The organism is Gemmatimonadota bacterium, from assembly GCA_016720805.1.
GTDB lineage: Bacteria > Gemmatimonadota > Gemmatimonadetes > Gemmatimonadales > GWC2-71-9 > Palsa-1233.
The window spans coordinates 21,616-45,034 of sequence record JADKJZ010000011.1 but is presented as its reverse complement, the minus strand read 5'-3'; the positions used below and the strand labels follow the sequence as shown (position 1 = coordinate 45,034).

At 69.8% G+C, this 23,419-nt stretch carries 21 protein-coding genes; 5 read left to right on the top strand and 16 right to left on the bottom strand.

Annotated elements, in window-relative coordinates:
* Window positions 1–3: 3 nt before the first annotated feature.
* The 7 genes from IPP98_09485 to IPP98_09455 form a co-directional block, all read right to left on the bottom strand.
* On the bottom strand, window positions 4–696 hold the full coding sequence (locus tag IPP98_09485; protein MBL0179341.1) for a PilN domain-containing protein: 693 nt from the start codon (window positions 694–696) through the stop codon (window positions 4–6).
* Between the two features lie 13 nt (window positions 697–709).
* Complete coding sequence (gene pilM, locus IPP98_09480; GenBank protein ID MBL0179340.1) at window positions 710–1,753, bottom strand: type IV pilus assembly protein PilM; 1,044 nt, start codon at window positions 1,751–1,753, stop codon at window positions 710–712.
* A gap of 195 nt (window positions 1,754–1,948) precedes the next feature.
* The gene (locus IPP98_09475; GenBank protein ID MBL0179339.1) at window positions 1,949–2,368 is read right to left on the bottom strand and encodes a hypothetical protein; all 420 of its coding nucleotides are present in this window, start codon (window positions 2,366–2,368) and stop codon (window positions 1,949–1,951) included.
* Window positions 2,365–3,051, bottom strand: a complete 687-nt coding sequence (locus IPP98_09470) for a prepilin-type N-terminal cleavage/methylation domain-containing protein (protein MBL0179338.1) — start codon at window positions 3,049–3,051, stop codon at window positions 2,365–2,367. Before IPP98_09470 ends, IPP98_09475 begins: the two co-directional genes overlap by 4 nt.
* On the bottom strand, window positions 3,048–3,323 hold the full coding sequence (locus IPP98_09465; protein ID MBL0179337.1) for a hypothetical protein: 276 nt from the start codon (window positions 3,321–3,323) through the stop codon (window positions 3,048–3,050). Before IPP98_09465 ends, IPP98_09470 begins: the two co-directional genes overlap by 4 nt.
* Window positions 3,324–3,436: 113 nt before the next feature.
* Window positions 3,437–3,838, bottom strand: coding sequence for a prepilin-type N-terminal cleavage/methylation domain-containing protein (locus IPP98_09460; protein ID MBL0179336.1), 402 nt, complete (start codon window positions 3,836–3,838; stop codon window positions 3,437–3,439).
* Between the two features lie 84 nt (window positions 3,839–3,922).
* Entirely contained in the window at window positions 3,923–4,297 is a 375-nt protein-coding gene (locus IPP98_09455; GenBank protein MBL0179335.1) for a prepilin-type N-terminal cleavage/methylation domain-containing protein, read from the bottom strand.
* 344 nt (window positions 4,298–4,641) lie between these two features.
* Here IPP98_09455 and IPP98_09450 point away from each other — a divergent pair, with 344 nt between their 5' ends.
* Both IPP98_09450 and IPP98_09445 read left to right on the top strand, forming a co-directional pair.
* Window positions 4,642–6,384, top strand: coding sequence for a hypothetical protein (locus IPP98_09450; GenBank protein MBL0179334.1), 1,743 nt, complete (start codon window positions 4,642–4,644; stop codon window positions 6,382–6,384).
* A complete protein-coding gene (locus tag IPP98_09445) occupies window positions 6,381–9,407 on the top strand; it encodes a fused MFS/spermidine synthase (GenBank protein MBL0179333.1) in 3,027 nt (1,008 codons plus the stop codon). The genes IPP98_09450 and IPP98_09445 overlap by 4 nt, the downstream gene beginning before the upstream one ends.
* Here IPP98_09445 and IPP98_09440 read toward each other — a convergent pair.
* A complete protein-coding gene (locus tag IPP98_09440) occupies window positions 9,367–10,107 on the bottom strand; it encodes a class I SAM-dependent methyltransferase (protein MBL0179332.1) in 741 nt (246 codons plus the stop codon). The genes IPP98_09445 and IPP98_09440 overlap by 41 nt on opposite strands.
* The gene (locus IPP98_09435; protein ID MBL0179331.1) at window positions 10,104–11,672 is read right to left on the bottom strand and encodes a glycosyltransferase family 39 protein; all 1,569 of its coding nucleotides are present in this window, start codon (window positions 11,670–11,672) and stop codon (window positions 10,104–10,106) included. The genes IPP98_09440 and IPP98_09435 overlap by 4 nt, the downstream gene beginning before the upstream one ends.
* Here IPP98_09435 and IPP98_09430 point away from each other — a divergent pair.
* Window positions 11,624–12,460 carry a glycosyltransferase family 2 protein gene (locus IPP98_09430; protein ID MBL0179330.1) on the top strand — a complete coding sequence of 279 codons (837 nt, stop codon included), beginning with the start codon at window positions 11,624–11,626 and terminating at the stop codon, window positions 12,458–12,460. The genes IPP98_09435 and IPP98_09430 overlap by 49 nt on opposite strands.
* Before the next feature lie 5 nt (window positions 12,461–12,465).
* A complete protein-coding gene (locus tag IPP98_09425) occupies window positions 12,466–12,822 on the top strand; it encodes a DUF2304 domain-containing protein (GenBank protein ID MBL0179329.1) in 357 nt (118 codons plus the stop codon).
* Here the strand turns inward: IPP98_09425 and IPP98_09420 are convergent.
* Genes IPP98_09420 through IPP98_09400 form a run of 5 tightly spaced genes read right to left on the bottom strand, consistent with a single transcriptional unit; the run spans window position 12,789 to window position 20,357 of the window.
* A complete protein-coding gene (locus IPP98_09420; GenBank protein ID MBL0179328.1) occupies window positions 12,789–13,526 on the bottom strand; it encodes a glycosyltransferase in 738 nt (245 codons plus the stop codon). The two genes, IPP98_09425 and IPP98_09420, sit on opposite strands and share 34 nt — an antisense overlap.
* A gap of 11 nt (window positions 13,527–13,537) precedes the next feature.
* Entirely contained in the window at window positions 13,538–15,529 is a 1,992-nt protein-coding gene (locus IPP98_09415; protein MBL0179327.1) for a hypothetical protein, read from the bottom strand.
* Window positions 15,526–17,283 (bottom strand): hypothetical protein, encoded by a 1,758-nt coding sequence (locus tag IPP98_09410; protein ID MBL0179326.1) that lies wholly within the window; start codon window positions 17,281–17,283, stop codon window positions 15,526–15,528. Before IPP98_09410 ends, IPP98_09415 begins: the two co-directional genes overlap by 4 nt.
* Entirely contained in the window at window positions 17,284–18,669 is a 1,386-nt protein-coding gene (locus IPP98_09405; protein MBL0179325.1) for a sigma-54-dependent Fis family transcriptional regulator, read from the bottom strand.
* Window positions 18,666–20,357: a PAS domain S-box protein gene (locus IPP98_09400; protein MBL0179324.1), complete on the bottom strand. Its 1,692-nt coding sequence runs from the start codon at window positions 20,355–20,357 to the stop codon at window positions 18,666–18,668. The genes IPP98_09405 and IPP98_09400 overlap by 4 nt, the downstream gene beginning before the upstream one ends.
* A gap of 50 nt (window positions 20,358–20,407) precedes the next feature.
* On the opposite strand from IPP98_09400, the gene IPP98_09395 reads away from it, so the two are divergent.
* Window positions 20,408–20,803, top strand: a complete 396-nt coding sequence (locus tag IPP98_09395) for an RNA-binding S4 domain-containing protein (protein MBL0179323.1) — start codon at window positions 20,408–20,410, stop codon at window positions 20,801–20,803.
* Here the strand turns inward: IPP98_09395 and ccoS are convergent.
* Both ccoS and IPP98_09385 read right to left on the bottom strand, forming a co-directional pair.
* Window positions 20,739–20,951, bottom strand: coding sequence for a cbb3-type cytochrome oxidase assembly protein CcoS (ccoS, locus tag IPP98_09390; GenBank protein MBL0179322.1), 213 nt, complete (start codon window positions 20,949–20,951; stop codon window positions 20,739–20,741). The genes IPP98_09395 and ccoS overlap by 65 nt on opposite strands.
* Complete coding sequence (locus tag IPP98_09385; protein MBL0179321.1) at window positions 20,948–23,419, bottom strand: heavy metal translocating P-type ATPase; 2,472 nt, start codon at window positions 23,417–23,419, stop codon at window positions 20,948–20,950. The genes ccoS and IPP98_09385 overlap by 4 nt, the downstream gene beginning before the upstream one ends.

The window sequence follows — 23,419 nt, the reverse complement described above, 5'->3', positions numbered from 1 at the left end:
CGATTACCTCACCACCGATTCGAGGATCGGCACCGTGCGGATGTGCGTGCTGTCGGCCCGCGAATACGACGCCTGCAACGTGAAGCGGGTCAGCGCGCGGTTCTGGATCACCACGGTCTTCGCATCGATCGGCATCACGTCGGCGAGCCACGGCGAGGCTTCGAGTTGCCGCAAGAAGGCGGTGTAGTGCTGGAGGTCGTTCGTCATCCCGACGATCCGCACCACCGGCGGCGGTGCCACCACGCCACTGCTGTCGGCCGTGGTCCCCGGCGTCCCGGTGCCGACCTGCGACACCTCGACCAGCCAGGTGTAATCGGGCACGGCGTTGGCGACTTCGTCGAGAATGTGCGGCCAGAGGTAGCGGTCGCGATCGACGGCGGCGATGGTGCCGATCTGGGCGAGCACCGAGTCCCGCTGGCGTTCCGCGTGGCGCTTCTCGGTGAGGAAGCCCTGATAGCGGCTCTGTTCGGTGCGCGCAGCCTCGAGCTTCGGCTCCAGTGCGCTGAGCTTGCTGCCCGTCGCGAGGAAGAAGCCACCGAGGCCGAGCAGCACCACCACCCAGCTGCCGACGGCGAAGGCGAGCCACGGCTCCTTGATGCCGGTGCTCAGTCCCTTCAGGCGTTCCTGCAACCCACCGAACGCCGGTCCCTTCTGGACCTGGCGCCGGACTCCGGGCTTGAGATTGATAGTGATCATGGTGCCGGCCTCCTCAGTCCGCGGTCCGCAGGGCGAGCCCGACGGGGAGCATCAGCAAGGGTGCGACCTCGTCGACATTCAGATCGCCGAAGGCGCCGGGCGCCGCGGAGAGCCGCTCGAGCGGGTGCGCCTGGGTCACGGGAATGCGCAGGCGATCGGCGAGAACCCCGGCGAGGCCGGGAACGCGCGAACCGCCGCCGGTGAGATAGAGTCGCGACAGCGCGGCGACCGGCCGCGAGGACGTCTGCAGGAAGGCCGCCGCGCGCTCGATGCCGAGCGCCAGCTCCTCGCCGCGGTTGGCGACGTGCGGCGCCAACGCGGGATCGAGATCGGCACCACGCACCACGCGATCGGCGGCGTCGGCGGCGAGGCCGCGCTCACGCTGCAGATCCTCGCGGAGGCGACGAACGCCCACCGGCAAGTCGCGGGTGAGGACCGGCACGCCGTCCTCGAGCAGATTGATGGTCGTGGTCTCGTGGCCGACATTCGCCAGCGCCACCACGCCGCGCATCGCTTCGGGGTAGCTGCGCTCGAAGGCGTTGTGCAGGGCGAAGGCTTCGACATCGATCACGCTGGCTTCCAGGCCGATCTCGGCGAGGAGCACCAGCTTCGACTCGACCAGCTCCCGCTTCGCCGCCACCAGCAACACCTGCATCTGCAGGCCGTCGGCGTCGGGATCGAGGATCTGGAAGTCGAGCTCGACGTTTTCCTTGTCGAAGGGGACGTGCTGGTCGGCTTCCCACGGCATGACTTCGCGGGCTTCCGCATCACGCATCCGATCCATGAGGATCTTCTTGATGATGACGTCGCGGCCGCCCACCGCCACCGCCACTTCACGGGTCTTGATCTGGGCGCGGTCGAGCAGACTGCGCACCGTGTCGGCGACCAGCGAGGGGTCCATCACTTCACCTTCGACGATCGCGTCATCCGGCACGCGGGCCATCGCAACCTTCTCAAGGACGGGTTGCCCCGAACCGTGATTGATCACGACGGCTTTGATATAGCCGCTGCCAATGTCGAGACCGACCGTGGATCGTGCGCGCGGGAAGAGCGCCATAGGAGCCCGGATTGTGCGGTGGAGGGTTGGTGTACGGTACTGCCAGGGACCCCGAGAAGTCAAGTGAGGTCCGGTAGAGCAACCCGTTGCCCACATACCACTTACGCCCTGACAGACCTGCCCGAAGTGGGGCCGAAACCCCGCCTGACCCCGGATATCGGTAGCACTCCCTGTGCCACACCCCGATCCGACGTGCTACGGACTGATCACTCGCAGAGTATCGGCACCGATCCACCGAAGGAGGAGAGTGGCGCGGTGGGCCGCCGCCGGAGTGCCGTCGAGCCGGTTCCGAAAGGCCATCGCGCGCAGCTGCAGCATGCCGCCGAGACGGTATGCGGCGACGCGCACCTGCCACGCCGGGAGCGGGGTGGCCGCGGCCAGCACCATCGAGTCGCCGTCGGCGAGCCCGCGCAGTGCGGCATCCCCGTTGACGCGCGCCTCCGCCAGCGCGTGGCGAGCGACCGCGTGTCCCTCCACCGCGTCGCGCGCGGCCGCGACCAGGCGGACCCGACTCAACGCGGCGCTCAGCGTCAGCGCGGCCAGCCCGCCGAGCAGGATCACCACCATGAGCGCGAGCAACAGCGCCGCGCCGCGACGCCTCTCCCCTCCGCTCATGGCCTCGACCCCAAGGGGAGACTGAGGCCGCTCGACCCGGCCACCGTGACGAGATCGACCTGCAGCGCGCCGCCGATCCGCGCAAAGCGCGACGCACCCGCGACCAATGGGCCGGCGAACGGCTGGACCGGGGCGCCGCCATCGCTGAGCCCAAGCCACTCGCTACTCCCCACCCGATATCGGCGCACGGTGGTCGGCTCGACGACTCGCACCCACCACCCCACCGCGGCGCCCGTACCCCGCAGGAGCCGCCACGCTGGGGCGCCGTCGGGGCAGAGGTCACCGGTCACGCCCATGATGGCTTCGTCGACTGCCGCGGTCCCACTGTCGGGCCAGCTACGGAGCTGGTCGCGAGTTGGATCGGGCGCCCGATCCCCCGACCAGCTGCTTCGCCGCAGCCAAAGCTGCGCCCCGCTCGCGGCGCAAAGTGCGGCCTCCCCCACCGGCCGCCCGAGGCCGATCGAATCCACCGCGACGGTCACGTCGCGCCAGACCCCATCGGCGAGTGTATGGCGAAGGAAACTCGCAGACACGACCGCGGTTCGCTCGGCGGCCAGATGGGCCGTGGCCCGCGCCGCGACCCGACTGGCCCCGAGCACCATCGCGGTCACCGTCACCCCGACGATCCCAAGCAGGCAGAGCACCAGCAGCAGCTCGATCAGCGTCACGCCCCGGCGCGTCACTGGCCGCACCGGATGAGGACCGTGGCCGCCGGCCGATCGGTCGCCGCAGGCCAATCCACCGAGCCGAGCCGCGGCGGCAACGAATCGTCGCAGGCGGGGTCGACTTCGCGGGCGCGGAGCCGGGTCCATCGCTCGGCGTCCGTCTGTGTCGCCAGGCCGAGGCGACGACCGATGCGATCGGCCGTGAGCGCCGCACTGAGGGCGCCGAGGCCAACGATCTCAAGGAGGAGGAGCGCGACCAACAGTTCGAGCAGGGAGGCACCACGGCGCATGACGGATTCCGGTGAGAGACAACCGGAGGATCGCGCGGCGTGGGCGACATCAGGGGAGAAATAAAACGCGCCCCCAACCTCGGGAGCGCGTTCTGACGGAGCGGTCGATCAGCCTATGAATCGCAGGCGACCAGCCCTTCGACGGTCGCAGGGCCAAGCGGCCCACCATCGCCGAAATACAGGGCGCAGGTCTTGGCGGTCCCGACGACGGTCGAGGTGGCTCCCCAACCGGTCGTCCCCACCACCAGCGACACGGAGACGCCGGGTGATGGATTGTAGACCAACTGACTCGATGGCACGGACCCACCGTAGTAGGCGCGGAAGTCCGCGAAATAGGCTTCCTGCGACGTCGCGAGGTTGCGCAAGTCGGAGCGCATCTTCGCCACGTACGCCCGCTCCTTCGTCGCCGCGAACTTCGGGATGGCAATCGCGGCCAGGAGGCCGATGATCACCACCACGATCAGCAACTCGATGAGCGTGAAGCCGTCGCGCTGACGACGCCAGCCGAGAAGCAACTGCCCCTCGGCTGGCTGGCCACCGCGTGTGCGGAGCCGAAGTGTCACGAGATCACCGTGGTAGAGGTGAAGTGTGTCCGATCCTTAGCAGCTGATCTGGCCGTCGGTCGCCGCAGAGCCGCCAACCGTGACGGTGCAGGACTTCGGGTTGACCGTGATCGACGCGTTGGTGACGGTCGCGGTGTAGCTGCTCGCCGAACCGGTGACCGTGAAGGTGTTGCCGGCCGACGGGGCGAAGATGGTGGTCGCCAGGGTCGACGTGTAGCCAGCCGACGCGTCAGAGAAGTACGCCTCTTCGGCCGTCATGATGTTGCGGAGGTCGGTCTTGACCGACGCCAACTTCGCCTTGTCCTTGGTCGCCGCGAACTTCGGGATCGCGATGGCGGCAAGAATGCCGATGATCACGACCACGATGAGCAGCTCGATCAGGGTGAAGCCCTTCTTGTTGGTGGACAGCATGGTGTGGTTCTCCTTGGGCGTGAATTGGGACTCAATGTTTGGGCGTTTCCCAAGCGCCCATTCCGGCGCTGCCCTGCAAATGAGCACAAGCAATGCCAATTTCACGGCATTCAGCATAACTCTCGTACCAACAATGCTTTACACCGTGCCGGGGGTGACCACCCCTGGTGACCCTCTCCTCGAATCCCCCGCACTTTGCATCCCCCTCGCCCCCGACCTGCCCCGCGGGTGCAGGAATCGTCGCCCCGACGCGTGGCCGTCGCATCGGTGGCGGATAACTTGCAACTCCCGTGCAGAGACCTGGTCGCCGCATTCGCCCCATCGACTTCCGCCCGGAGCCCTGCTTGACCCTGCACCGCCTGCAATTGTGGATCGGGGCGCTGATCGTCGTGGTTGCCGCGGGCACGGCGTCGCCCGTGCTGAAGAACGAATGGACCCAGGACGATGTGCCGCTGGTCCGGGAAGACGCACGGATCCACGATCTTGGCAATATCCGCGAGATTCTGACCACTCCGTTCTGGCCGACCGCAGGCGCCGCGGGGCACCACCGCCCGATGACCACGCTCACCCTCGCCGTCGACTGGGCGCTCGGGGGTGGATCGATCCTCTCCTTCCGGATCATCTCGCTGATGCTGGTGGCGGCCGCCTCCCTGGCGGTCTTCATCCTCGCGCTCGAGCTGCTCCCGCTCTGGTGGGCCGCGCTGGTCGGGCTCGCCTTCGCCGTCCACCCCGTCCATGTCGAGGCGGTGGCGGTGGCGATCAATCAGGCCGAGTTGCTGATCGGGGGCGGCTACGCCCTCGTGGTGGTCTGGTATCTCCGCTTCCGGCGAACGCGCGATGCCACCTGGCGCGACCGGATCATCCTCGCCGCCGTCATTTTCGTCGGCACTCTCTATAAGGAGAGTGGGGTGGTCCTCCCCGCCCTGCTTGCCGCGACCGAGCTCTGCCTCCTCTCCGGGCAGCCGTGGCGTGAGCGCCTCGCCCAGTTCCGGCCAACGGTGTTGCTGCAGGTCGCCACCGTGATGGTGGTGGTCTGGATCCGGGACGTGGTCCTCAAGGGCGAGGTGCGTGGCACCTTCACCGCCGAGGGCCTCGAAGGACTCGGACTCGGTGGCCGCGCGCTCACCATGCTCGGCGTGGTGCCGGAGTACCTCCGCCTGCTGCTGTGGCCCGCGTCGCTCCAGGCCGACTATTCGCCGGGCGAAATCGTCGGCACGACCAGCTGGGGCAGCGCGCAGTCCCTCGGCGCCCTGATCCTCCTGCTCGTCCTGGTGCTGGCCTTTCGTCTCCGGAAGAGCGCGCCGGTGGTGCCCTTCGGGCTGGCGTGGATCGCGATCGGCATCGCACCGGTGCACAACGTCCTGGTCCCGAGCGGGATCGTGCTGGCCGAGCGCACGCTCTTCCTCGCGAGCATCGGTGCGATGCTGGTGGTGGCCGGGTTGATTGCCGGCGTGATGCGGGACAACGCCGCCTCGGTCCGCCCGGCGGTGACGCGTCTGGTCTACGGGCTGCTCGCGGTCGCGGTGGTGCTCGGGGCGTCGAGGAGCTGGTCGCGCTATCACGTCTGGCGCACACAACTGGGGCTCTGGACGCAGACCGTGATCGACGCGCCCGACAGCTATCGCGCCTGGGTGGCACTCGGCTCGATGATGCAGCGCCGCGAAGTGCGGCCGATGGGACTGCGCTTCACCGAGCGCGCCATGGCGATCTACCCGAGCGCCGCCGTGCTCTTCGGGCTGGCCGAGGGCTACCAGGGCAGCAACCACTGTGACCTCGCGATTCCGCATTTCCAGCACGCGCTGCGCTTGAAGGAATTCGCGCCGGGTCGATCGGAGTACCTGAGCTGCCTCACCTGGGAGGGGCAGTACGACCTGGCCTATGCCGAGGCGCTGCAGGGCGTGCGCAGTGGTTACGCGGTGCGCGTCTTCCTCACCTGGCGTCGCTGGCTCGAGGAGGTGCGACGTGAACAGCCGCGCCGGCACACCCGTTTCGCGCCGCCGAACGCCGGTGGGTTGATGACCAACGAGTCCTCCGAGCCCGGCGTCTGGCAACTGCAGCCGCCGCTGCCCCCGCTCGCGCCGCGATGACAGCCGACCGGCCGACGCGTACCGTCCCGCTCCTGTACGGCCTCTTCCTGCTGAGCGGAGCCGCCGGGCTCTGTTATGAATCGGTGTGGAGTCGCTACCTCGGACTTTTCGTGGGGCACGCGGCGTACGCGCAGGTCCTGGTGCTGGCGATCTTCCTCGGCGGGATGTCTCTCGGCGCCGCACTGATTTCACGCCGGGCGCGGACGATCGCACGACCCTTGATGGCATACGCCGCGATGGAAGCGATCGCGGGACTGATTGGCCTCGGCTTTCATGATCTGTTCAATGCCGTCACCGGGGCCGCGTACCAGGAACTGCTCCCGGCGCTCGCCAGCGGACCGATGCGCACCGCGGCCACCTGGAGCATCGCGGCGCTGCTGATCCTGCCGCAATCGATCCTGCTCGGCACGACCTTCCCCTTGATGAGCGCCGCGGTGCTGCGGCTGGCACCGGCCGCCCCCGGTCGCGTCCTCGGGTGGCTCTACTTCACGAACTCGCTCGGTGCCGCCATCGGCGTGCTGATCGCGGGCTTCGTGCTGGTCGAGCGGACCGGGCTCCCGGGCGTGCTCGCGGCGGCCGCGACCGCGAACCTCGTGGTGGCACTGGTCGCCTTCATCCTGGCGCGGCGTGCCGTCGATGCGGCCGACGGCGCCGAGGCGCCCGCGCCGATCGCTGCGGGTGCATCGGCATCGCAACGACGGTTGTTGCTCTGGGCGGCGGGGCTGACCGCATTCGCCTCCTTCTGCTACGAGATCGACTGGATCCGGATGCTGTCGCTCGTCCTCGGCAGCGCCACGCACTCGTTCGAGTTGATGCTCTCCGCCTTCATCCTCGGCCTCGCGCTCGGCGCCTTCTGGATCCGGCGACGCAGCGATGGCAGCGCCGATCCCTTCGTGCAGCTCGGCACCATCCAGATCGTGATGGGCGTGCTCGCCGTGGCGACGCTACCGCTCTACGCCGCCTCCTTCCCCGCGATGGCGCTGCTGCTGACCACCGTGAGCCGGAGTGCCGCCGGGTACGTCGCCTTCTCGTTCGTCCGCTATCTGCTCTGCCTCGTGATCATGCTGCCGGCCACATTCTGCGCCGGCATGACACTACCGTTGCTGACGCGCGCGTTGATCGCGCGTGGCGAGGGTGAGGCGGCGATCGGTCGGGTGTACGCGGTCAACACCCTCGGCTCGATCGTCGGGGTGATCGCGGCGAGCCTGCTCCTGCTGCCGTTGCTGGGGCTCAAGGGCCTCGCCGTCGTGGCCGGGATGCTGGACATCGGGGTCGGCATGGCACTGCTGCGCGCCTCCCCCGCGGGGACGCGCGCGCTGCGTGGCGGTGCGCTCGCCCTGGTAGCCGTGGTGGTGGTTGGCGTGGTGACGCCGCTCGACCGCACGGTGCTGGTCTCCGGAGTCTTCCGCGGGTCGTCGCTCGCGGTGGCGCGCTCGGTGACCTTGCCGTTCTACGCCGATGGACGCACGGCGACCGTGTCGCTCAGCGAGAGTCCCGACGGCTTCCGCGTGCTCGCCACGAACGGGAAGGCCGATGCGTCGCTCTCCGCCTTTGCGCGTGAGGCGTGCACCGACTCCACGGTGCGTCGCCGGATCGAGGGCGACCAGGTCACCCAACTCCTGCTCGGGATGATCCCGCTGGCCTACCACCCGCAGGGTGGCCGCGCCGCCGTGATCGGCCTCGGCTCCGGGGTGACCTCGCACATACTGCTGGCGGCACCAGCCCTCACGGAGGTCGTGACGGTCGAGATCGAACCGAAGATGCTCGAGGCCGCGCAGTTCTTCCGCCCGGCCAATCGCCGGACGTTCGACGCCGCGCGCTCCACCATCGTCCTGGAAGACGCCAAGGCCTACTTCGCGTCGTCCAACCGGAAATGGGACCTGATCGTCTCGGAGCCGTCGAACCCGTGGGTGAGCGGCGTCTCGGGATTGTTCACCGTGGAGTTCTACCGCCGCATTCGCGGTCAGCTGGCACCGAACGGCGTCTTCGCCCAATGGCTGCAGACGTACGAGCTCGACGACGACCTGGTCCTCTCCGTCCTCGCCGCCGTGCACGAGGTCTTTCCCGACTACCGCGTGCATCAGGTCGGCGCCGGTGACCTCGTGCTGGTCGCCTCGGCAGAGGGGCCGCTCCCGGCACCAGACTGGACCTCGGTGCTCGCACTGCCGGCCTTGGGACGCGACCTCTGTCACTACGTCCCGCTTGACCCGGGCGTGCTCGATGCCACCCTGCTCGCCGACCGGCGACTGCTTGCCCCGGCGGTGGCGCTCGTCGGGCAGCCGAACTCCGACTACTACCCCACGCTCGACTTGCAGGCCGAGCGTCGCCGCTTCGAGCGACGCGCGGCGGTCGGGATGATGGCGCTCGGCGATGACTGGCTCAACGCCACCCATGCGCTGACGCGCACCGCCATCGCCCCGCGCGAGGCGGAGGTGCTCACCATGCTGGGGATGCGGCGCGAGTCGGCCCAGTGGCGCCGCACCTGGCAACGACGGAACGCCCCACCTCCTGCCGATGCGCCGGGGTTCCTGCACGATCTCCGCTATGACGCGCTCGGTTGGGAGGCGGTGCTGGCGCACGACATGCCACCGGCGGACTGGCGGCCATGGCTGGCGCAGTTTCAGCGCGTCGTGCAGACGCGCGAGGGCGGCACCGCCGGATGGGTCGACACGACCCTCGCCGCCGAGGCGATGGGATTCGCGGTGCGCCATGAGGCGCCGTCGGAAGTGCTCGCGGTGCTGGCGTTCCGTCGGGCCGTGCAGGGTTGGGATGACGTCGGGGCGCTGCGCGCCGCGGGACGCCTGATTGCGCCGAACGTTCACACGCTGGAGTGGATCGGCGGCGATGAACTGCACGACGGCGCCGTGATCGCGGCACTGCGACTCGGTGACCGCGCGGAGGTCGTCGCGTGGGACCGGCGGACGGCGCCGTTTGCGCAGCGTGCCAGCAGCGATTTCCGCTCGCGCCTGCTGTCCGGCTGGATCAGGGCGAGTGCGGGCCCCGCTTCGTCCACGCCACCGTGAGGTAGTGGTTGGTGAAGCCGTGGCGCAGGGTGGCCCACAGGCGGCGCCACGCCGCCGTCGGATGGTGGAGATAGTACTGCAGCAGGCTGGGTCGCAGGTCGCGCGTGCGGCGCTCCGTGCGCGACACCACCGCGATCGGCGAATACGGCTGGACCTGACGGAGCATCGCCACCGGTTCGAGACCGACCGCACGTCCGAGGGCGAGCAACGAGGCCTCGGTGAAATCGGTGCGGTGATGCGGATTGGCATCGACGGATGGCGTCACTGGCACCGAGGTGACCAGCACGCCATCCTCGCGGAGCAGTCTGGCGAAGTCACGCAGCAGACCGTGCGGATCGTCGACATGCTCGACGGTTTCCAGCGAGACGATGGCCGCAAACCGGCCGGGGCGGCACCAGCCGGCCCCGTCGCCCCGCACATGCGCTACGCGCGCGTGCCGATAGCTGCGGCGCGCCTCTTCCAGCGCCGACGCGGCGATGTCGGCGGCGATGACGAACGAGTCTGCATCGCGAGTCGCCAACATCACGCTGCCATAGCCGACTCCGCACGCGAGATCGAGCGTCAAGCCGTGGGGCACCTGCTGCACTGCCCAGGCATAGCGCTCGAGGTGCAGCGCCAAGGTCGCGCGCCCCGTGACATCGTCGCTGGCCAGCTGCGCCGGGACGATCCGTTCAAGAGAATCGACGCCGTCCGGGATCATGGGGTCCACCGCTGCAGCTCGCCGGTCGCCACGGTGTAGCGCCAGGTCGTGCGCGTGGGCATGCTCCGCATCACCGTGCGGTTGGTCGTCTCGTCGAGCGCATGCACGGTGATCACCTCGGCGGTCTTGGGGTCTGCCACGTTGCGCACCAGGCTCAGGTGCGGATCATCGCCGTCGCGGTAGCTCACGAAGATGAGCCCGCCGGTCGCCCCCGCACTCGCCACGGCCTGCTGAAAGCGGCGAACGGGCGCCTGGCGATGGGCGCTGAACTGCCGAGCCCAACGGACGTCGTCGCTCCCGGCGATGAGCAGCACCAGCGCCCCCGCGGCCGCGACGGCCGGATGCACCGCCGGCGCGCGCGTCATCCGCCGCAACACCTCGGCGACCCCGAGCGCCACCACGAACGCCATCGCTGGCATCGCCTCGACGTAGTAGGCCGTCCAACTGGCTTCATGCGCATAGCTCAGGTAGGCCAGCACCAGCAACACACCGGTGCCGAAGGCGAACCAGCCGACGGCCGGCAGGAGCATCAGCCCGACGATGGCGAACGGGACGAGCACGATGCGCCAGCCGAAGAACGTCGAAGTGGCAAGGATGCTCAATCGCTTCCAGAGTATCTGCGGCAACTGCTGCGGTTGATGCTCGCGGTGTCGCGTCCGCAGCTCGACCATCGCCCGATCAAGGTCCGGCGTGAGCCCGAGTGATGGCGGGGTGGCATCGAGGCCGAAGCCGAGGCGATCAAACGGCATGTACTGCGCGGTGTAGAGTGCCAGCGGGCTGCGACGCCACGAGCCGAGGGTCGCCTGATTCTGCAGCGGGGCGATCGCGAGGCAAAGCATGCCGAGCGCCATCGCGCCGAGCAGTGGACGCCAGCGTCCCGACCGCAGCGTGTCGCGGAGGACGACCACGCCGACAGGGAGAATGAAGACCAGCATCGTCAATGGCCGGGTCACCGCGCCGAGTCCGGCGACGGCGGCGAGGCCGAGCAGCCACCGCGTCTGTCGCGACTGTCGCCACTCGAGCAGGCACCACCAACCCACCAGCCAGCAGAGCGCGGTGGTCGACTCCGACATGTACGAGGCGCGCCATCGCTGCTGCCCCGCCTGCGTGGTCCAGAGCGTCACCGTGAGCAGGGCGAGGCCCGGGCCACCGAGCCGCCGGGCGAGGACCACGAGCATCGCCGCCGTGGCGCCGGCCAGGAGGATCGGCATCAGCCCGGGGAGGCCCAGCCAGATGCCAGGCACCAGCATCAGGGCATGCCCTGGCAGCATCTTCGGGGTGACGACCGGGGTGACGAGCACGGCGGCCTGCGTGAACGCCGCCGGCACGACGACCCCCTCGCGGGCAAAGTGGAAGCGTGCCAGCAACTCCGCCTGGAGCCGGTACGCCGCCTCGTCATGCCAGGCGGCTTCGGGGCGGAATCCCCCCCAGATCCACGCCGTCAGCCCCGCGGTGGCCACCCCCGCCAGCAGGGGGAAGAGCGGCCCCGCCAGCCACGCCGGTGCGGCCGGCAGGGATGCCTTGGCACGGCGTCCGACCAGCACCAGCGTCAGGCCAACGATCATGGCGAGCAGCAGGGAGGTCGGTGGCATCAGACTCGCAGGAGAGGGGGAGAGACTTGAATCGCCGGAGGCGAGTGCACGTGCCGCAACAGCGCGAAGATGATGCCATCCGGGACGGCTGTTGGGTGGTGATCGCCGCCTACCGGGAGGCCACCGCCATCGGGGCCGTGGTGCACGGGCTCCGCGATCACGGCTGGCGGGTCGTGGTCGTGGACGACGGCTCGACCGATGGCACTGCCGCCGTGGCGCGCGAGGCTGGGGCGACGGTGGTGCGTCATGCCGTGAACCTGGGGCAAGGTGCGGCACTGCGGACCGGCTTTGCGTTCGCCTTGGCGGACGCCACCACCCGGGCCGTGGTCACCTTCGATGCCGACGGGCAGCACGCCCCGGAGGCGGTCGCCGCGCTGCTCGGCCCGCTCCAGCGCGGTGAGGCCGACGCGACGCTCGGCTCGCGCTTCCTCGATCCGGTCGCGACCGCCGATGTGCCACCGCTGCGGCGGCACCTCCTCCGGCTCGCCACGCGACTGGCCCGACTGACGACCGGCCTCCCCATCACCGACACGCACAACGGACTCCGGGGCTTCACGCTCGATGCCCTTGCCCGCTTGACGCTGACGCAGGATCGGATGGCTCACGCCTCGGAGATCCTGTCGCAACTCGCCCGGCGCGGCCTCCGCGTCCGCGAGGTCTCCGTCGCGATTCGCTACAGCGAATATTCCGTGGCCAAGGGCCAGCGGATGATCGATGCGGTGACGATTCTCTGGGATCTCTTCCTTACCCGAGCACGGTGACCGTCATGACCACCTCGCAGCTCGTCCTCCTCGGTCTCATCGGTCTCTTCATCGTCTACGTCGTGCGGATGCGCAGCGCCTCGGCCGATCGACTGATGTATCTCGGCCTCGCTGCGCTGGGCATCGGGCTGGTCCTCAACCCGGAGTTGACGAACCGTGCGGCGGCGGCGCTCGGCATCGGGCGCGGCGCCGACCTGATGTTCTACTTCTTCATCGTCTTCTGCCTCTTCCACTTCGCCACCACTGCCGCGGCGCTCCGTCGACTCCAGCGCGATCTTGGTGAGCTCACCCGCGTGCTGGCGCTGCAGCGCGCCGAGGCACCGCCGGATCAGGCGCCGGCCACGCCACCGCGCGGCGGATAACGGCGCCAGATCCGCCACAACTCCAGCGGTGCCCGCACGAAATCCTTGAGTCCCACGCTGGATCCGCCCGGATCCTCCCATCGCGGCAGCGGCAACTCGCGCAGCGCCGACTCGCCCACCGCGTCACGCAGCCGGGCAATCAACTCCACATCGAAGAGCCAGCGCGAGAGGAACGGCGCCTGCAACAGGGCGTCCAATGCGGGACCGCCACGCATCGCCTTCGCCCCACACTGCGTGTCATAGACCGGCAGTGCCAGGGTGATCGACGCGCAGGTGGCGAAGATTCGGCCGAGGTAGTGGCGACGCTCCGACCGATGAATGTGCCATCCGAGCAGCTTGACGCGCGAGCCGAGGACCATCGCCACGGTCGGTCGGCGCACAAGCTCGTCGCGCAGCAGGAGCGCGGTCTCGAGTGGGGCGGCGAGATCGGCATCGAGATAGCCGACAAAGGGGTAGCCTTCGGCCAGTGCCGCCAGCAATCCGGCGCGCACCGCCTCCGCCTTCCCCCGATTGGGCTGCAGCCGCTGCACGGTGATCCGCCCGGGTGCCGCGGTCGCGAGGGCTGCGAGGCGCGCCGGCGTCGCGTCCTGACTGCCATCGTCCACGAAGTGCAGGTCCACCACGTCCTGCGACTCGACGAAGGCGAGAAACGCGGCGTCCTGCAACCGTCGCGCCTCGTTCCATGCCGGAATCACCAACGCCATGCGGTCGGCGGTCATGGTGCCTTCCACTCAGCGCGCGCGGAATCGAGATTCACCCGTTCGAACCGGAGCGGACTGCCGACGTCCGTCGCGCGGGTAACCAGCCAGACGGGGCGCGATGGATCGGCGTTCAGCAGCAGCGTGTCGCGGGCATGCAGGTCCCGGATGTAGCGGTTGTCCCCGCGCGCCAGCAGCAGCGGCGGGAAGAGGGTGTAACCGGCCCGATCCTCGAGCACCCGTCGGGTGCATCGCGGAGTCAGCGTCGAGCCCGGCATCACCCGCCCCGTGGTGTCGACCGAGACGCGCAGCGGAATCAATTGGGCCGAGTCGGCGCGGTCCCGCGCGACGGCCGACGCGAGCGCCTGAGCGCCGCCACCGCGCTGCTCGACCGAGGCCACCGCCTCATCGAGTCGACAGAGGTCGACGCTGCGATAGAGCTGTTCGGCCTCGACGCGCGAGACGCCCAGCCCCCACATCCGGGCGATGACCTGCGCCCCCCAGCTCTCGCGCACGAGCACCAGCGCGCCGGAGACACCCTGGGCGCGTGCCGCGGCGTCGACATCGAGGCGCATCGAGAGCATCCCGTTGCGATACTGCACGGCCCGCAGCGGCACGAGTTGCGTGCCACCGATCACCAGCGCGGCGAGCCCCGCCACCAGCACCGCGCGGCGCAATGGCAGCGACGGCGTGCGCTCGGCGAGTTCCGCGGGGAAACGCGCGGTCCACAACGCCAGCCACGGAGTCAGCGGCAGCATGAAGCGGGGGCCGAGATAGAAGCCGTCATGCCAGTACGCCCAGTAGGACAGCAGGACGCCGCCGCAGGCGACGAGCGCCCAGCGATCGAAGGCCTGCACGCGGCGCACCAGTGCCAGGGCACCCGTCGCGAAGAGCAGCGACGGCACCGGCGTCTCGAGGAAGTAACTCTGCAACCGGAGCAGGTAGAGATTCACCAACTCGAGCCCGCGCGCCGGCGTGTGCGGGAAGCCCCACGGCGCCTCATGGAATCCCAGTTCGTGCGACCGGCCCCACATCTCGATGTAGCCGAAACGGAGCGCGTCGCCAGTCTGCGATGCATTGACCCACCCGAGGGCGATCAACGGCAGTGCGATGCCGACACCACTCGCCAGCAGCGCCACGACGTGCTCGCGGCCGTGCCGCGCCCGCCACAGCAACCATGCACCGGCCGGCAGGGCGAAGACGGCACCATCGAGGGGGCGAATCGTCGCGGCGCAGGCAAACGCCAGCCCGAGGGCGAACGCCGGACCGATCCGCGCCACATTGGTGGCGGTCGCGACGGTGAGCGCCCACGTCCCCAGCATCAGCCAGGTCACCGTGGTGACGTGGTTCATCATCGAGGCGCTGAGAAAGACCGTGAACGGGGCAAGGGCGTAGAGGAGGAGTGCCGCGAGGGCCGTCCCTTCGCGTCCTTCAATGCGGCGCAGCACGCGCGCGAAGGCGAAGAGGCCGATCGCGGCGAAGCACGGCCCGACCAGCCACTCCGCGTGCGCCAACGTGCCGAGCGCGAGCATCGCAGGGCCGCCCGCCGGGAACTGGCCGTAGACCTTGCCACCCCAGTCGATCAGGTGCATCGCGCCGGTGAATTCGGGATGCGCCGGCGCGACGCGCCAGAGTGCGCCCGCGGCGAAGGTGCGCGCCTGGTAGACCTGGATGATCTCGTCGATCAACAGCGGCGAGGCAGAGAGCACCAGCCGCGACACTGCCGCGTAGAGGCCGAACGCCGCCAGCGCGATGCCGAGGTCGGCCGCCGAATCGGCACGGTGCCACTGCCGGGAGAAGCTGCCCCACTTGCCAGCTGGCCAGAGGTGCGGCCGACCGCGCAGCACGATCCAGGCAATCACTGCGATGCCGAGCACGATCGCCCCGCCGCTCCCCCAGCCATCGAGTCGATCCTGGTACCACGGTGCCGCATGCCCGCCGGGAATCCAGTTCGCGATCGGCAACAGCCCGAGCAGGAGCAGGAGCAGCGCCGCGAGGCGGGCGATCATCGGCCCACCTGCCGTCGGCCGAGCGCGAACGCGCTGTCCTCCCGAGCCCAACTGGTGCGCGCGCTGTCGTAGTCAAAGGCCGCCAGGCGGGGCCGCCACTGCTCCTTGCCGATTCGCTCCCACAACAGCAGTCGCGTCCGCTCCCGGAACGTGACGCTGTCGGCAAGCAACGCGGTACGGGCCCCCAGGCTCCGCAGGACCGGCCGGGTGGGGGTGGAGAAGAGCAGGAGAGCGCCCGTCACCTCTGAACTCACCCATTGCAGTTGCTGAAATTCCGGCCCCGCACACCACTCGCGCCATGCGTCGGCGACGGGCGGTGCCTGGGGTACGCCGATCTCGAGCCAGCGCACACCCCACAGGACATCGCAGTGCTCTCTCCCCTTCACGATGGCGTTGGCCGCACCGAGCTTGCCGGAGACGGCGCGCACCCGCGCCTCGTTGGTGCGACGAAGGTCGCCACGGGCGATGATCAGTCCTGGATTGGGGGTACCGATCAGCAGGCGCGTCAGGTCGATCGTGGTGGCGCGTTCCATCGCCTCGAATTCGCGGAACCGTATCGGTGCGCGAAGCAGTCCCTCACTCACGACCCCGACGATCCCGACCGCCGCAGCGGCACCGAGGGCCCAATGCCAACGCGCCACCAATCGGGGCAACCGGGCCACGGCCAGGAGCATGAACGGCAGGACCGGCAGGATGAAGCGGGGGCCCAGCCATTCCGCGTTGCCCCAGTACGCCCAGTAACTCAGCATCAGGCTCGCGACGGTCGCGAGCGCCCAGCCATCGAGGAGCGTCAGCGCCGGCAGGGCGAGCACGACGCCCAGCGCGGCCGGCCAGAACGGCGTGAACCGCGATTCCCAGGTCGACTCGCCGAGGCTGTGCATCTGCTTCCGCGTCTTCAGCACGCCACGTGCCGGCGTGTAGTCCGTGCCGTCGGGGCTCTCGTGAAAGCCAAGGCGATGCTTCGGGCCCGACACCACGTCGTAGCTGAAGCGCAGCGGGGCGCCCGTGGTGATGGTGTTCGTCGCCAGGAGAATCGCCATCGGTCCGGCGACTCCCAGCAGTCCCTGGGCAATCACCCGACGCGGCAGTCGGCCGCGCGCCACCGCCCAGAGCACGATCAGCGCCGCAGGGACGGCCGCGGACAGCGCTTCGACCGGGCGCACCCATGCGGCCAGACCGACGAGCACGCCGAGCCAGAGGGCAGCGCGCCCTTGGGATGGCAGGGCGAACAGCCGCGCCAGCATCAACCCGATCAGGCAGATGATCGCGGTCAGCGGCACGTGGGCGAGCTGCGAGGTGGACTGGATGGCCCAGAAGGGAGAGATCGCAAGCAACAACACCGCGCCGATGGCGGTGGGCGCATGCGGCTCGAGCCGCCGGACCAGCCGGGCCCAGCAGAAGACGCCGATGGCGCCATAGACCGGTCCGGCCAGGGCGACCTGGCCGATCGCGACGAAGGGGACCAGCAGCAGCGTGCTCCCCAACGAGAATTGCCCGATGATCCCGATCGGTCCGATGCCGGTCAGCCGGGTGAGCACCGCCTCCGGGTGCACGGGGATCGGCGCGGCAAGGTGCCCGTGCGACAACAGCCGCGCCTGCCACACCATGACCACTTCATCGAGGCCGGTGGGACGCCCTTCCCAGAGCCACCAGCCGAGCACGGCATAGCCGATCCCGGCCAGCAGCGCGAGGCCGAGGTCGGCCCGCCAGTCCAGCGCCTTCCAGCGCGCAGCGACGTCGGCGAGCCGTGACACCTACGCGGCCCCGTTCCCCTCGTAGCGCGACAACTTCCGGTAGAGCGTGCTCGGGTCGATCCCCAGCACTTCCGCGGCCCGCGTCTTGTTGCCGCCTTCGGCCTGCAGGACGAACATGATGTAGGCGCGCTCGACCAGGTCGAGTTCAGGATTCGGTTGATTCCGTTCGGCGACCAGCGGCTCCTTCTTCCGCCGGGTGATCCGCTCCGGCAGGTGCTGCGGCTCGATCAGCGGCCCCCGACAGAGCACCGCCGCATGTTCGAGCGCGTTCTGCAGTTCGCGCACGTTGCCTGGCCACTCGTACACCATGACGGCATCCATCGCCTCGGCGGCGAGCGCCTTCGGCTCCGACTCGTGTTCCTCGGAGAGGTCCTGCAGGAAGCGGTCGATCAGCAGGATGAGGTCGTCGCGCCGCTCGCGCAGCGGTGGCAACTCCACCGCGAGCACGTTGAGCCGATAGAAGAGATCGGAGCGGAAATGCCCGCGGCGCACTTCTTCCTCGAGGTCGCGATTCGTCGCGGCGATGATGCGCACGTCGACCGGAATCGCCTCCGTGGCCCCGACGGGAATCACTTCGCGCTGCTGCAACACGCGGAGCAGCTTCACCTGGAGCGAGGGCGGCATCTCGCCGACTTCGTCCATGAAGAACGTCCCGGTGCGCGCAGCGGCGAAGAGCCCCTGCTTGTCACGCACGGCACCGGTGAAGGAGCCCTTCACGTGCCCGAAGAGCTCGCTCTCGAGCAGCGTCTCCGGGAGGGCACCGCAGTTGATCGACATGAACGGCCCCTCGGCGCGCAGCGAGGCGTCGTGCGTGTAGCGGGCAAGCACCTCCTTGCCGGTGCCGCTCTCGCCGGTGATCAGCAGGGTCGAGTCGGTCGGCGCGACCAGGTCGGCGAAGCGGAGAATTTCCTGGAAGCGGCGCGACTTGCCGATCGGCCGTGTCACCGGCGGCCGCGGGCCACCGCTGGTGCGCCGGATCTCTGCCTTGAGCTGCTTGTTCTCGACGCGGATCTGGCGGAACTCGCAGGCACGGCGGAGGATCGCCAGCAGCTCGTCGTTCGAGAACGGCTTCTGCAGGTAGTAGAACGCGCCGATGTTGACGGCCTGGATCGCGCTCTGCAGCGAGGCCTGCGCCGTCATCAGGATCACCGGCATCATCGGGTCCTGGTCCTTGCAGGCCTGCAGGATGTCGAGCCCGGTGACCTGCGGCATCCGCACGTCGGTGACGACGATGTCCGGACTGACGGTGCGGATCGCCTCGAGGCCCGCCTTGCCCCCCTGCGCGACGGAGACCTCGTAGCCCTCCTTCTTGAGCAGGATGCGCACCGTGTCGAGAATTCCCGACTCGTCATCGATAACCAGCACGGACGGCTGCTGCTGGGTCATGTTGTCTCCTCTCCGGTCCAGGTCGCGGGCAGGAAGATCGAGAAGGTCGTTCCCGAGCCCGCCATGGTGTCCACCAGGATCACGCCACGATGCGCATCCACGGCGCGCTGCACAATTGCCAAGCCCAGGCCACTGCCCCCGGTCCGCCCGGTCACGAACGGCTCGAAGAGCCGCTCACGCACCGACTCCGGAATGCCTGGGCCATCGTCCTGCACCAGCAGCATCACGGGGCGCTCCACCCGTCCCACCGGCGCCTCGCCCGGGCGGGCCAGTCGCACCGTCACCGTGATGTGGCCGCGCCCCGCGAGGGCCTGCGCGGCGTTCAACATCAGGTTGCTCGCCACCCGATGCAGCAGGTCTTCGTCGCCGTCGAGCTCGACCGGTTCCCCGACCACGGTGATGCTCGTGCCGCGCGCCTCGGGATGCTCCCGCGTGATCCGTGCGGCCGCCTCGACCAACCCCATCAACTCGATCCGTTCGAAGCGCGACGCGCGCACGCGGGAGAAGTCGAGGAACTCGCTGAGCAGCCGGTTGAGCCGCTCGCTCTCGCGCATCACGAGCCGCGCCAGCGTCTGATCGTCCTCGTCCGGCCCGACCGAGCGGGCCAGCTGCTCGACCGCGCTGCGGATCGCCGCGAGCGGATTGCGAATCTCGTGCGCCAGCGAGGCACTCAACGCCGCCACCGCCTCCAGGCGCTCGGCGCGCACCCGGAATTCCTGCAGCCGCTTGAGGTCGGAGATGTCGGTGAAGATGGCGGTGACCAACGGCCGCTCGGTGCCGGGCCGCTGGAAGGTGGTGGTCGAGAGCCCCACGGGGAAGAGCGTGCCGTCGGCGCGGCGCACCGAGGCCTCGCCCCGCATGATGCGCGTCCCCTCGGTGAGGCCGAGCACGATCGCCTCGTGCAGCTCCCGCGAACAGGCGCGCAGCACATCGAGCACCGGCTGCCCGGGGATGAAGCGGCCACCCCCGAGGATCTTCGCCCCGCGCGGGTTGATGAAGCCGAGGCGCCCTTCGCCATCGACGGTGATCACGCCGGATTGGATCGTCGCCAGGATCTCCTCGGCCTCGAGTCGGACCTGGGCGAGCGCCACCGCCAGCGCGTGCTGCTCGCGCGAGGCCGAGGTCAGGCGATTGCCGAGCAGCGCAATCAGCACACCGACCAGCCCGATCACGGCAACCTGGGACCACGCCAGCGCCGCCTCGGGCGACTGCAGCGTGACCGCGACGTAGCAGGCGCCGGCAAAGAGGGTGGTGAGCAGCGACCGGCCGGTCGGGAGGAGGAGGCCATAGACCGCCACCAGGGCGACGTAGAGCGCTGCCAGCGGCGTCGCGTCGCCCGACACGAGCGAGGTGACCAGGAGAATGTCCACGGTCGCCTGCACGAAGAGCGTGGTTGCCGGCATCGTCGTGCTGCGGTCGCGACTGACCATCGTGAACCAGCCGATCGCCACCAATCCCACCAGCCCGACGATGATCCGCGCCGACACCGGGATCCCGCCGGACGTGCGGCCGAGCGCGCTGCCGAAGACCAGCCCGACGAGCACCAGTCGCACCAGGATGATGCCGCCCACCAGCGCCCGCGGCCCCGGCAGCCTGAGGCGATCGAGCGCCCGGGGCGGGGTCGGGGCGGCCGGGAACTCGCCGGTGCGACCCGCGGCGGAGTCGGGAGGGATGGGTGGGGTGGTCAAGCGGTGTAATATGCTCAATCCACCGCGACGACGCCCACCCTGGAGACGAGATGGCCCGCGAGGACGCAGCAACGGCAGTCCGGCTCGACAAGTGGCTCTGGGCCGCCCGCTTCTACAAGACCCGCTCCGCCGCAACCGAGGCGGTGCTGGGTGGCAAGGTCGACGTCAACGGCGACGGCGCCAAGCCGGCGCGAACGGTGCGTGCCGGCGACACCATCGTGGTCCGGGTGGCGCCGTATCGTTTCGAGGTGGTGGTGACCGGCGTTGGCGAGCGGCGCGGGACCGCGGCGCAGGCTGCCGAGCTCTATCAGGAGACCCAGGCGTCCGCGGCCGCACGCGCACTGCTCGCCGATCAGCTCCGGCTTGCGCCGTCGCTGGAGTTCAGCGAGGGGCGGCCGTCGAAGAAGGATCGGCGGACGATCGAGAAACTGCGCGGACGTCGTTGACCCGCGACTCGCCGTCGTCGTGCAGCAGGCGCACCGCCGGTGTGTCGAGGTCGTCGAACTGCCCGCCCCGCGCCGACCAGATGTAGGCCCACACCGCGACCCCCACCAGCACCAGCGCCAGCGGCAGAATCAGGAAGAGGACACTCATGCCGCCGCCTCGACGACGCGCGGCGCCGTGGGGACCGCCCCGCTCGGCGCCGCGCCGGAGATCGGCGCAAAGGTGCGCCCGAGCCAGCTGCCGAGGACCACGGTGAGCGAACTCGCCGGCATCATGAGCGCCGCGATCAGCGGCGAGATGGTGCCGGACATCGCCAGCGCGACGCCGGCCACGTTGTACATCAGCGCCCAGACCATGTTGCGGCGGATCACGTGCATCGTCCGCTCGGCGCCGGTCATCAACCCCACCAGCGGTGCCAGCCCGGGCGACGTCAGATAGACGTCGGCCGTCGCGAGACAGGCCTCGGCGCCGCCATGCACGCCGATGCCGACATGCGCCGCGGCGATCGCGGCGGCATCGTTCACTCCGTCACCCACCATCACCACCGGACCACCCTCCGCACGCCACGCGGTGATCCGCGCCAATTTCTCTTCCGGGGTCGCCCCGCCGATGGCCTCATCGGCGGCGAAGCCAAGGGCGGCACCGACCTCTGCCGCGACGGCCGGGTCATCCCCCGAGAGCAAGGTGGTGCGCCAGCCGCGGCGACGCAGCGCGCCGAGCGCCTCGGCGGCACCATCGCGCACCCGATCGCCCAGCCCCGCCGCCGCGACGACCACGCCGTCGACCGCGACCAGCACCGGGGTCAGCGCGCGCCCGCGAAGGGTGGCCAGCAGAAAGTCGCCACCCTCGGCCTCCGCCATCACGAAGCGCGGCGAGCCAACAAGTACGCTCCGGCCCTCCACCACGCCGCTGATGCCGCCACCGACGACGTGCGCGACCGACTCGGCGATCGGCGGGAGCAGCTCCGGCCACGCACGGCGGAAGCCGTCGGCAATCGGGTGCGACGATCCCGCTTCCAGGGCAAGCACCATCGCCTGCACCGACGGATCGCCATGCCAGCTCACCAGTGCCGTGCGACCCTCGGTCACGGTCCCCGTCTTGTCGAGCACCAGGTGCCCGGGACGGGAGAGTTGCTCGAGCGCGTCTCCGCCCTTGATGTAGATCCCGGCCCGCGCCGCGCGGCCCACGGCCACCGTCACCGCGAGCGGTGTCGCGAGGGCCAGTGCGCAGGGGCAGGTGACGATCAGGAGCGCGATGGCGTTGTCCCACGCCGCGACGTCGTCGCGGCCGACCCAGAGCGCGAACGTCGCGACGGCGAGCACCAGCACCGCGGCGACGAAGACCCCCGCCATCCGGTCGGCCATCGCCACGACGGGAGCCCGGCGCGCGCTGCTCTCCTCCACCTGCCGCAGCAACCGCGCGAGTCGCGAGGTGGCCCCCGCTTCCTCGATCCGCACCGTCACCGGCGCCGCCACGTTGAGCGTGCCGGCGTGCACGACATCACCGGCCACCGCCGTGACCGGCCGCGATTCGCCGGTGAGGAGGGCAGCGTTGACGGAGGTGCTGCCGTCGATGATGGTACCGTCCGCCGGGAAGCTCTCGCCGGCGCGGACGCGCACCGACATCCCGGGGAGGAGTGCCGCCGCAGGCATGGTGCGCTCGCTGCCATCCTCGGTCACCACGCGGGCCGAATCGGGCGACAGCGAGTAGAGCAGCTCGGCGGCATCGGCCGCGGCGCGCTGGCCGCGCTGCTGCAGGAAGCGACCGGTGAGCAGGGCAAAGATCAGGATGGTGACGCCGTCGAAATAGATCGGGCCACTATCCGCCACCGTGTTGATCGCCCCGCGCACAAAGCCCGCGCCGAGCGCCAGGGCGATCGGCAAGTCCATGTGGAGCCGACGTGTGCGGAGCGCGGCAACCGCACCGGTGAAGAAGACGCGCCCTGGAAAGAGCATCGCCGGAATCGTCAGCCCGAGGGAGACCCAGCGGAACAGTCCCTCGTACGCCGCTTCCATCCCGGCGAATTCTCCGGAGTAGAGTGCCAGCGCGGGAAGCATCACGTTGCCGGCAATCGCCCCGGCGACGCCGATGCGCGCCAGCATGGCGCGGTCCTCACGACGGCGCATCGCGTCCCGCGCGACGCCACGGAACGGATGCGGCGTGTAGCCGAGCTGGTCCAGTGTGCGCGCCACCCGGGAGAGTGGCAACTGCTGCGGGTCCCATTCGATCCGTGCCAGTGCCCGCCGCACATCCAGCTCCGCGCGCACGACACCCGGGAGGAGGAGCGGTACCCGCTCGACCAGCCAGACGCAGGAGGCGCAATGGACGCCTTCCAGATAGAGCTCGGTGATGGCGCGCCCGTCTGCGGTCGCCTGCACATACAGCTCGGCGAACGCGGGGTGGTCGAACTCCTCGAACGAGTGGCCACTGCTCTGCACCGCCGTCTCGCGCCGCTCGCGGAAGGCGTAGTACTGCCCCAGACCGCTCTGCTGCACGATGCCGTACGCGGTCTCACACCCGCTGCAACAGAACGACGCGGCGCCATCGCTCGCCAGCAAGGCGGGCGGGACGGCCAGGCCGCAATGCGTGCAGGGCGTGCCGAGTTGCGTGGCGATCAT

Coding starts and splice junctions, on each gene's coding strand:
- IPP98_09485 (MBL0179341.1), bottom strand. CDS start 696: ATGATCACTATCAATCTCAAGCCCGGAGTCCGGCGCCAGGTCCAGAAG.
- pilM (MBL0179340.1), bottom strand. CDS start 1,753: ATGGCGCTCTTCCCGCGCGCACGATCCACGGTCGGTCTCGACATTGGC.
- IPP98_09475 (MBL0179339.1), bottom strand. CDS start 2,368: ATGAGCGGAGGGGAGAGGCGTCGCGGCGCGGCGCTGTTGCTCGCGCTC.
- IPP98_09465 (MBL0179337.1), bottom strand. CDS start 3,323: ATGCGCCGTGGTGCCTCCCTGCTCGAACTGTTGGTCGCGCTCCTCCTC.
- IPP98_09455 (MBL0179335.1), bottom strand. CDS start 4,297: ATGCTGTCCACCAACAAGAAGGGCTTCACCCTGATCGAGCTGCTCATC.
- IPP98_09445 (MBL0179333.1), top strand. CDS start 6,381: ATGACAGCCGACCGGCCGACGCGTACCGTCCCGCTCCTGTACGGCCTC.
- IPP98_09440 (MBL0179332.1), bottom strand. CDS start 10,107: ATGATCCCGGACGGCGTCGATTCTCTTGAACGGATCGTCCCGGCGCAG.
- IPP98_09430 (MBL0179330.1), top strand. CDS start 11,624: ATGCCTTGGCACGGCGTCCGACCAGCACCAGCGTCAGGCCAACGATCA.
- IPP98_09435 (MBL0179331.1), bottom strand. CDS start 11,672: ATGATCGTTGGCCTGACGCTGGTGCTGGTCGGACGCCGTGCCAAGGCA.
- IPP98_09425 (MBL0179329.1), top strand. CDS start 12,466: ATGACCACCTCGCAGCTCGTCCTCCTCGGTCTCATCGGTCTCTTCATC.
- IPP98_09420 (MBL0179328.1), bottom strand. CDS start 13,526: ATGGCGTTGGTGATTCCGGCATGGAACGAGGCGCGACGGTTGCAGGAC.
- IPP98_09415 (MBL0179327.1), bottom strand. CDS start 15,529: ATGATCGCCCGCCTCGCGGCGCTGCTCCTGCTCCTGCTCGGGCTGTTG.
- IPP98_09405 (MBL0179325.1), bottom strand. CDS start 18,669: ATGACCCAGCAGCAGCCGTCCGTGCTGGTTATCGATGACGAGTCGGGA.
- IPP98_09395 (MBL0179323.1), top strand. CDS start 20,408: ATGGCCCGCGAGGACGCAGCAACGGCAGTCCGGCTCGACAAGTGGCTC.
- ccoS (MBL0179322.1), bottom strand. CDS start 20,951: ATGAGTGTCCTCTTCCTGATTCTGCCGCTGGCGCTGGTGCTGGTGGGG.
- IPP98_09385 (MBL0179321.1), bottom strand. CDS start 23,419: ATGATCGCCACGCAACTCGGCACGCCCTGCACGCATTGCGGCCTGGCC.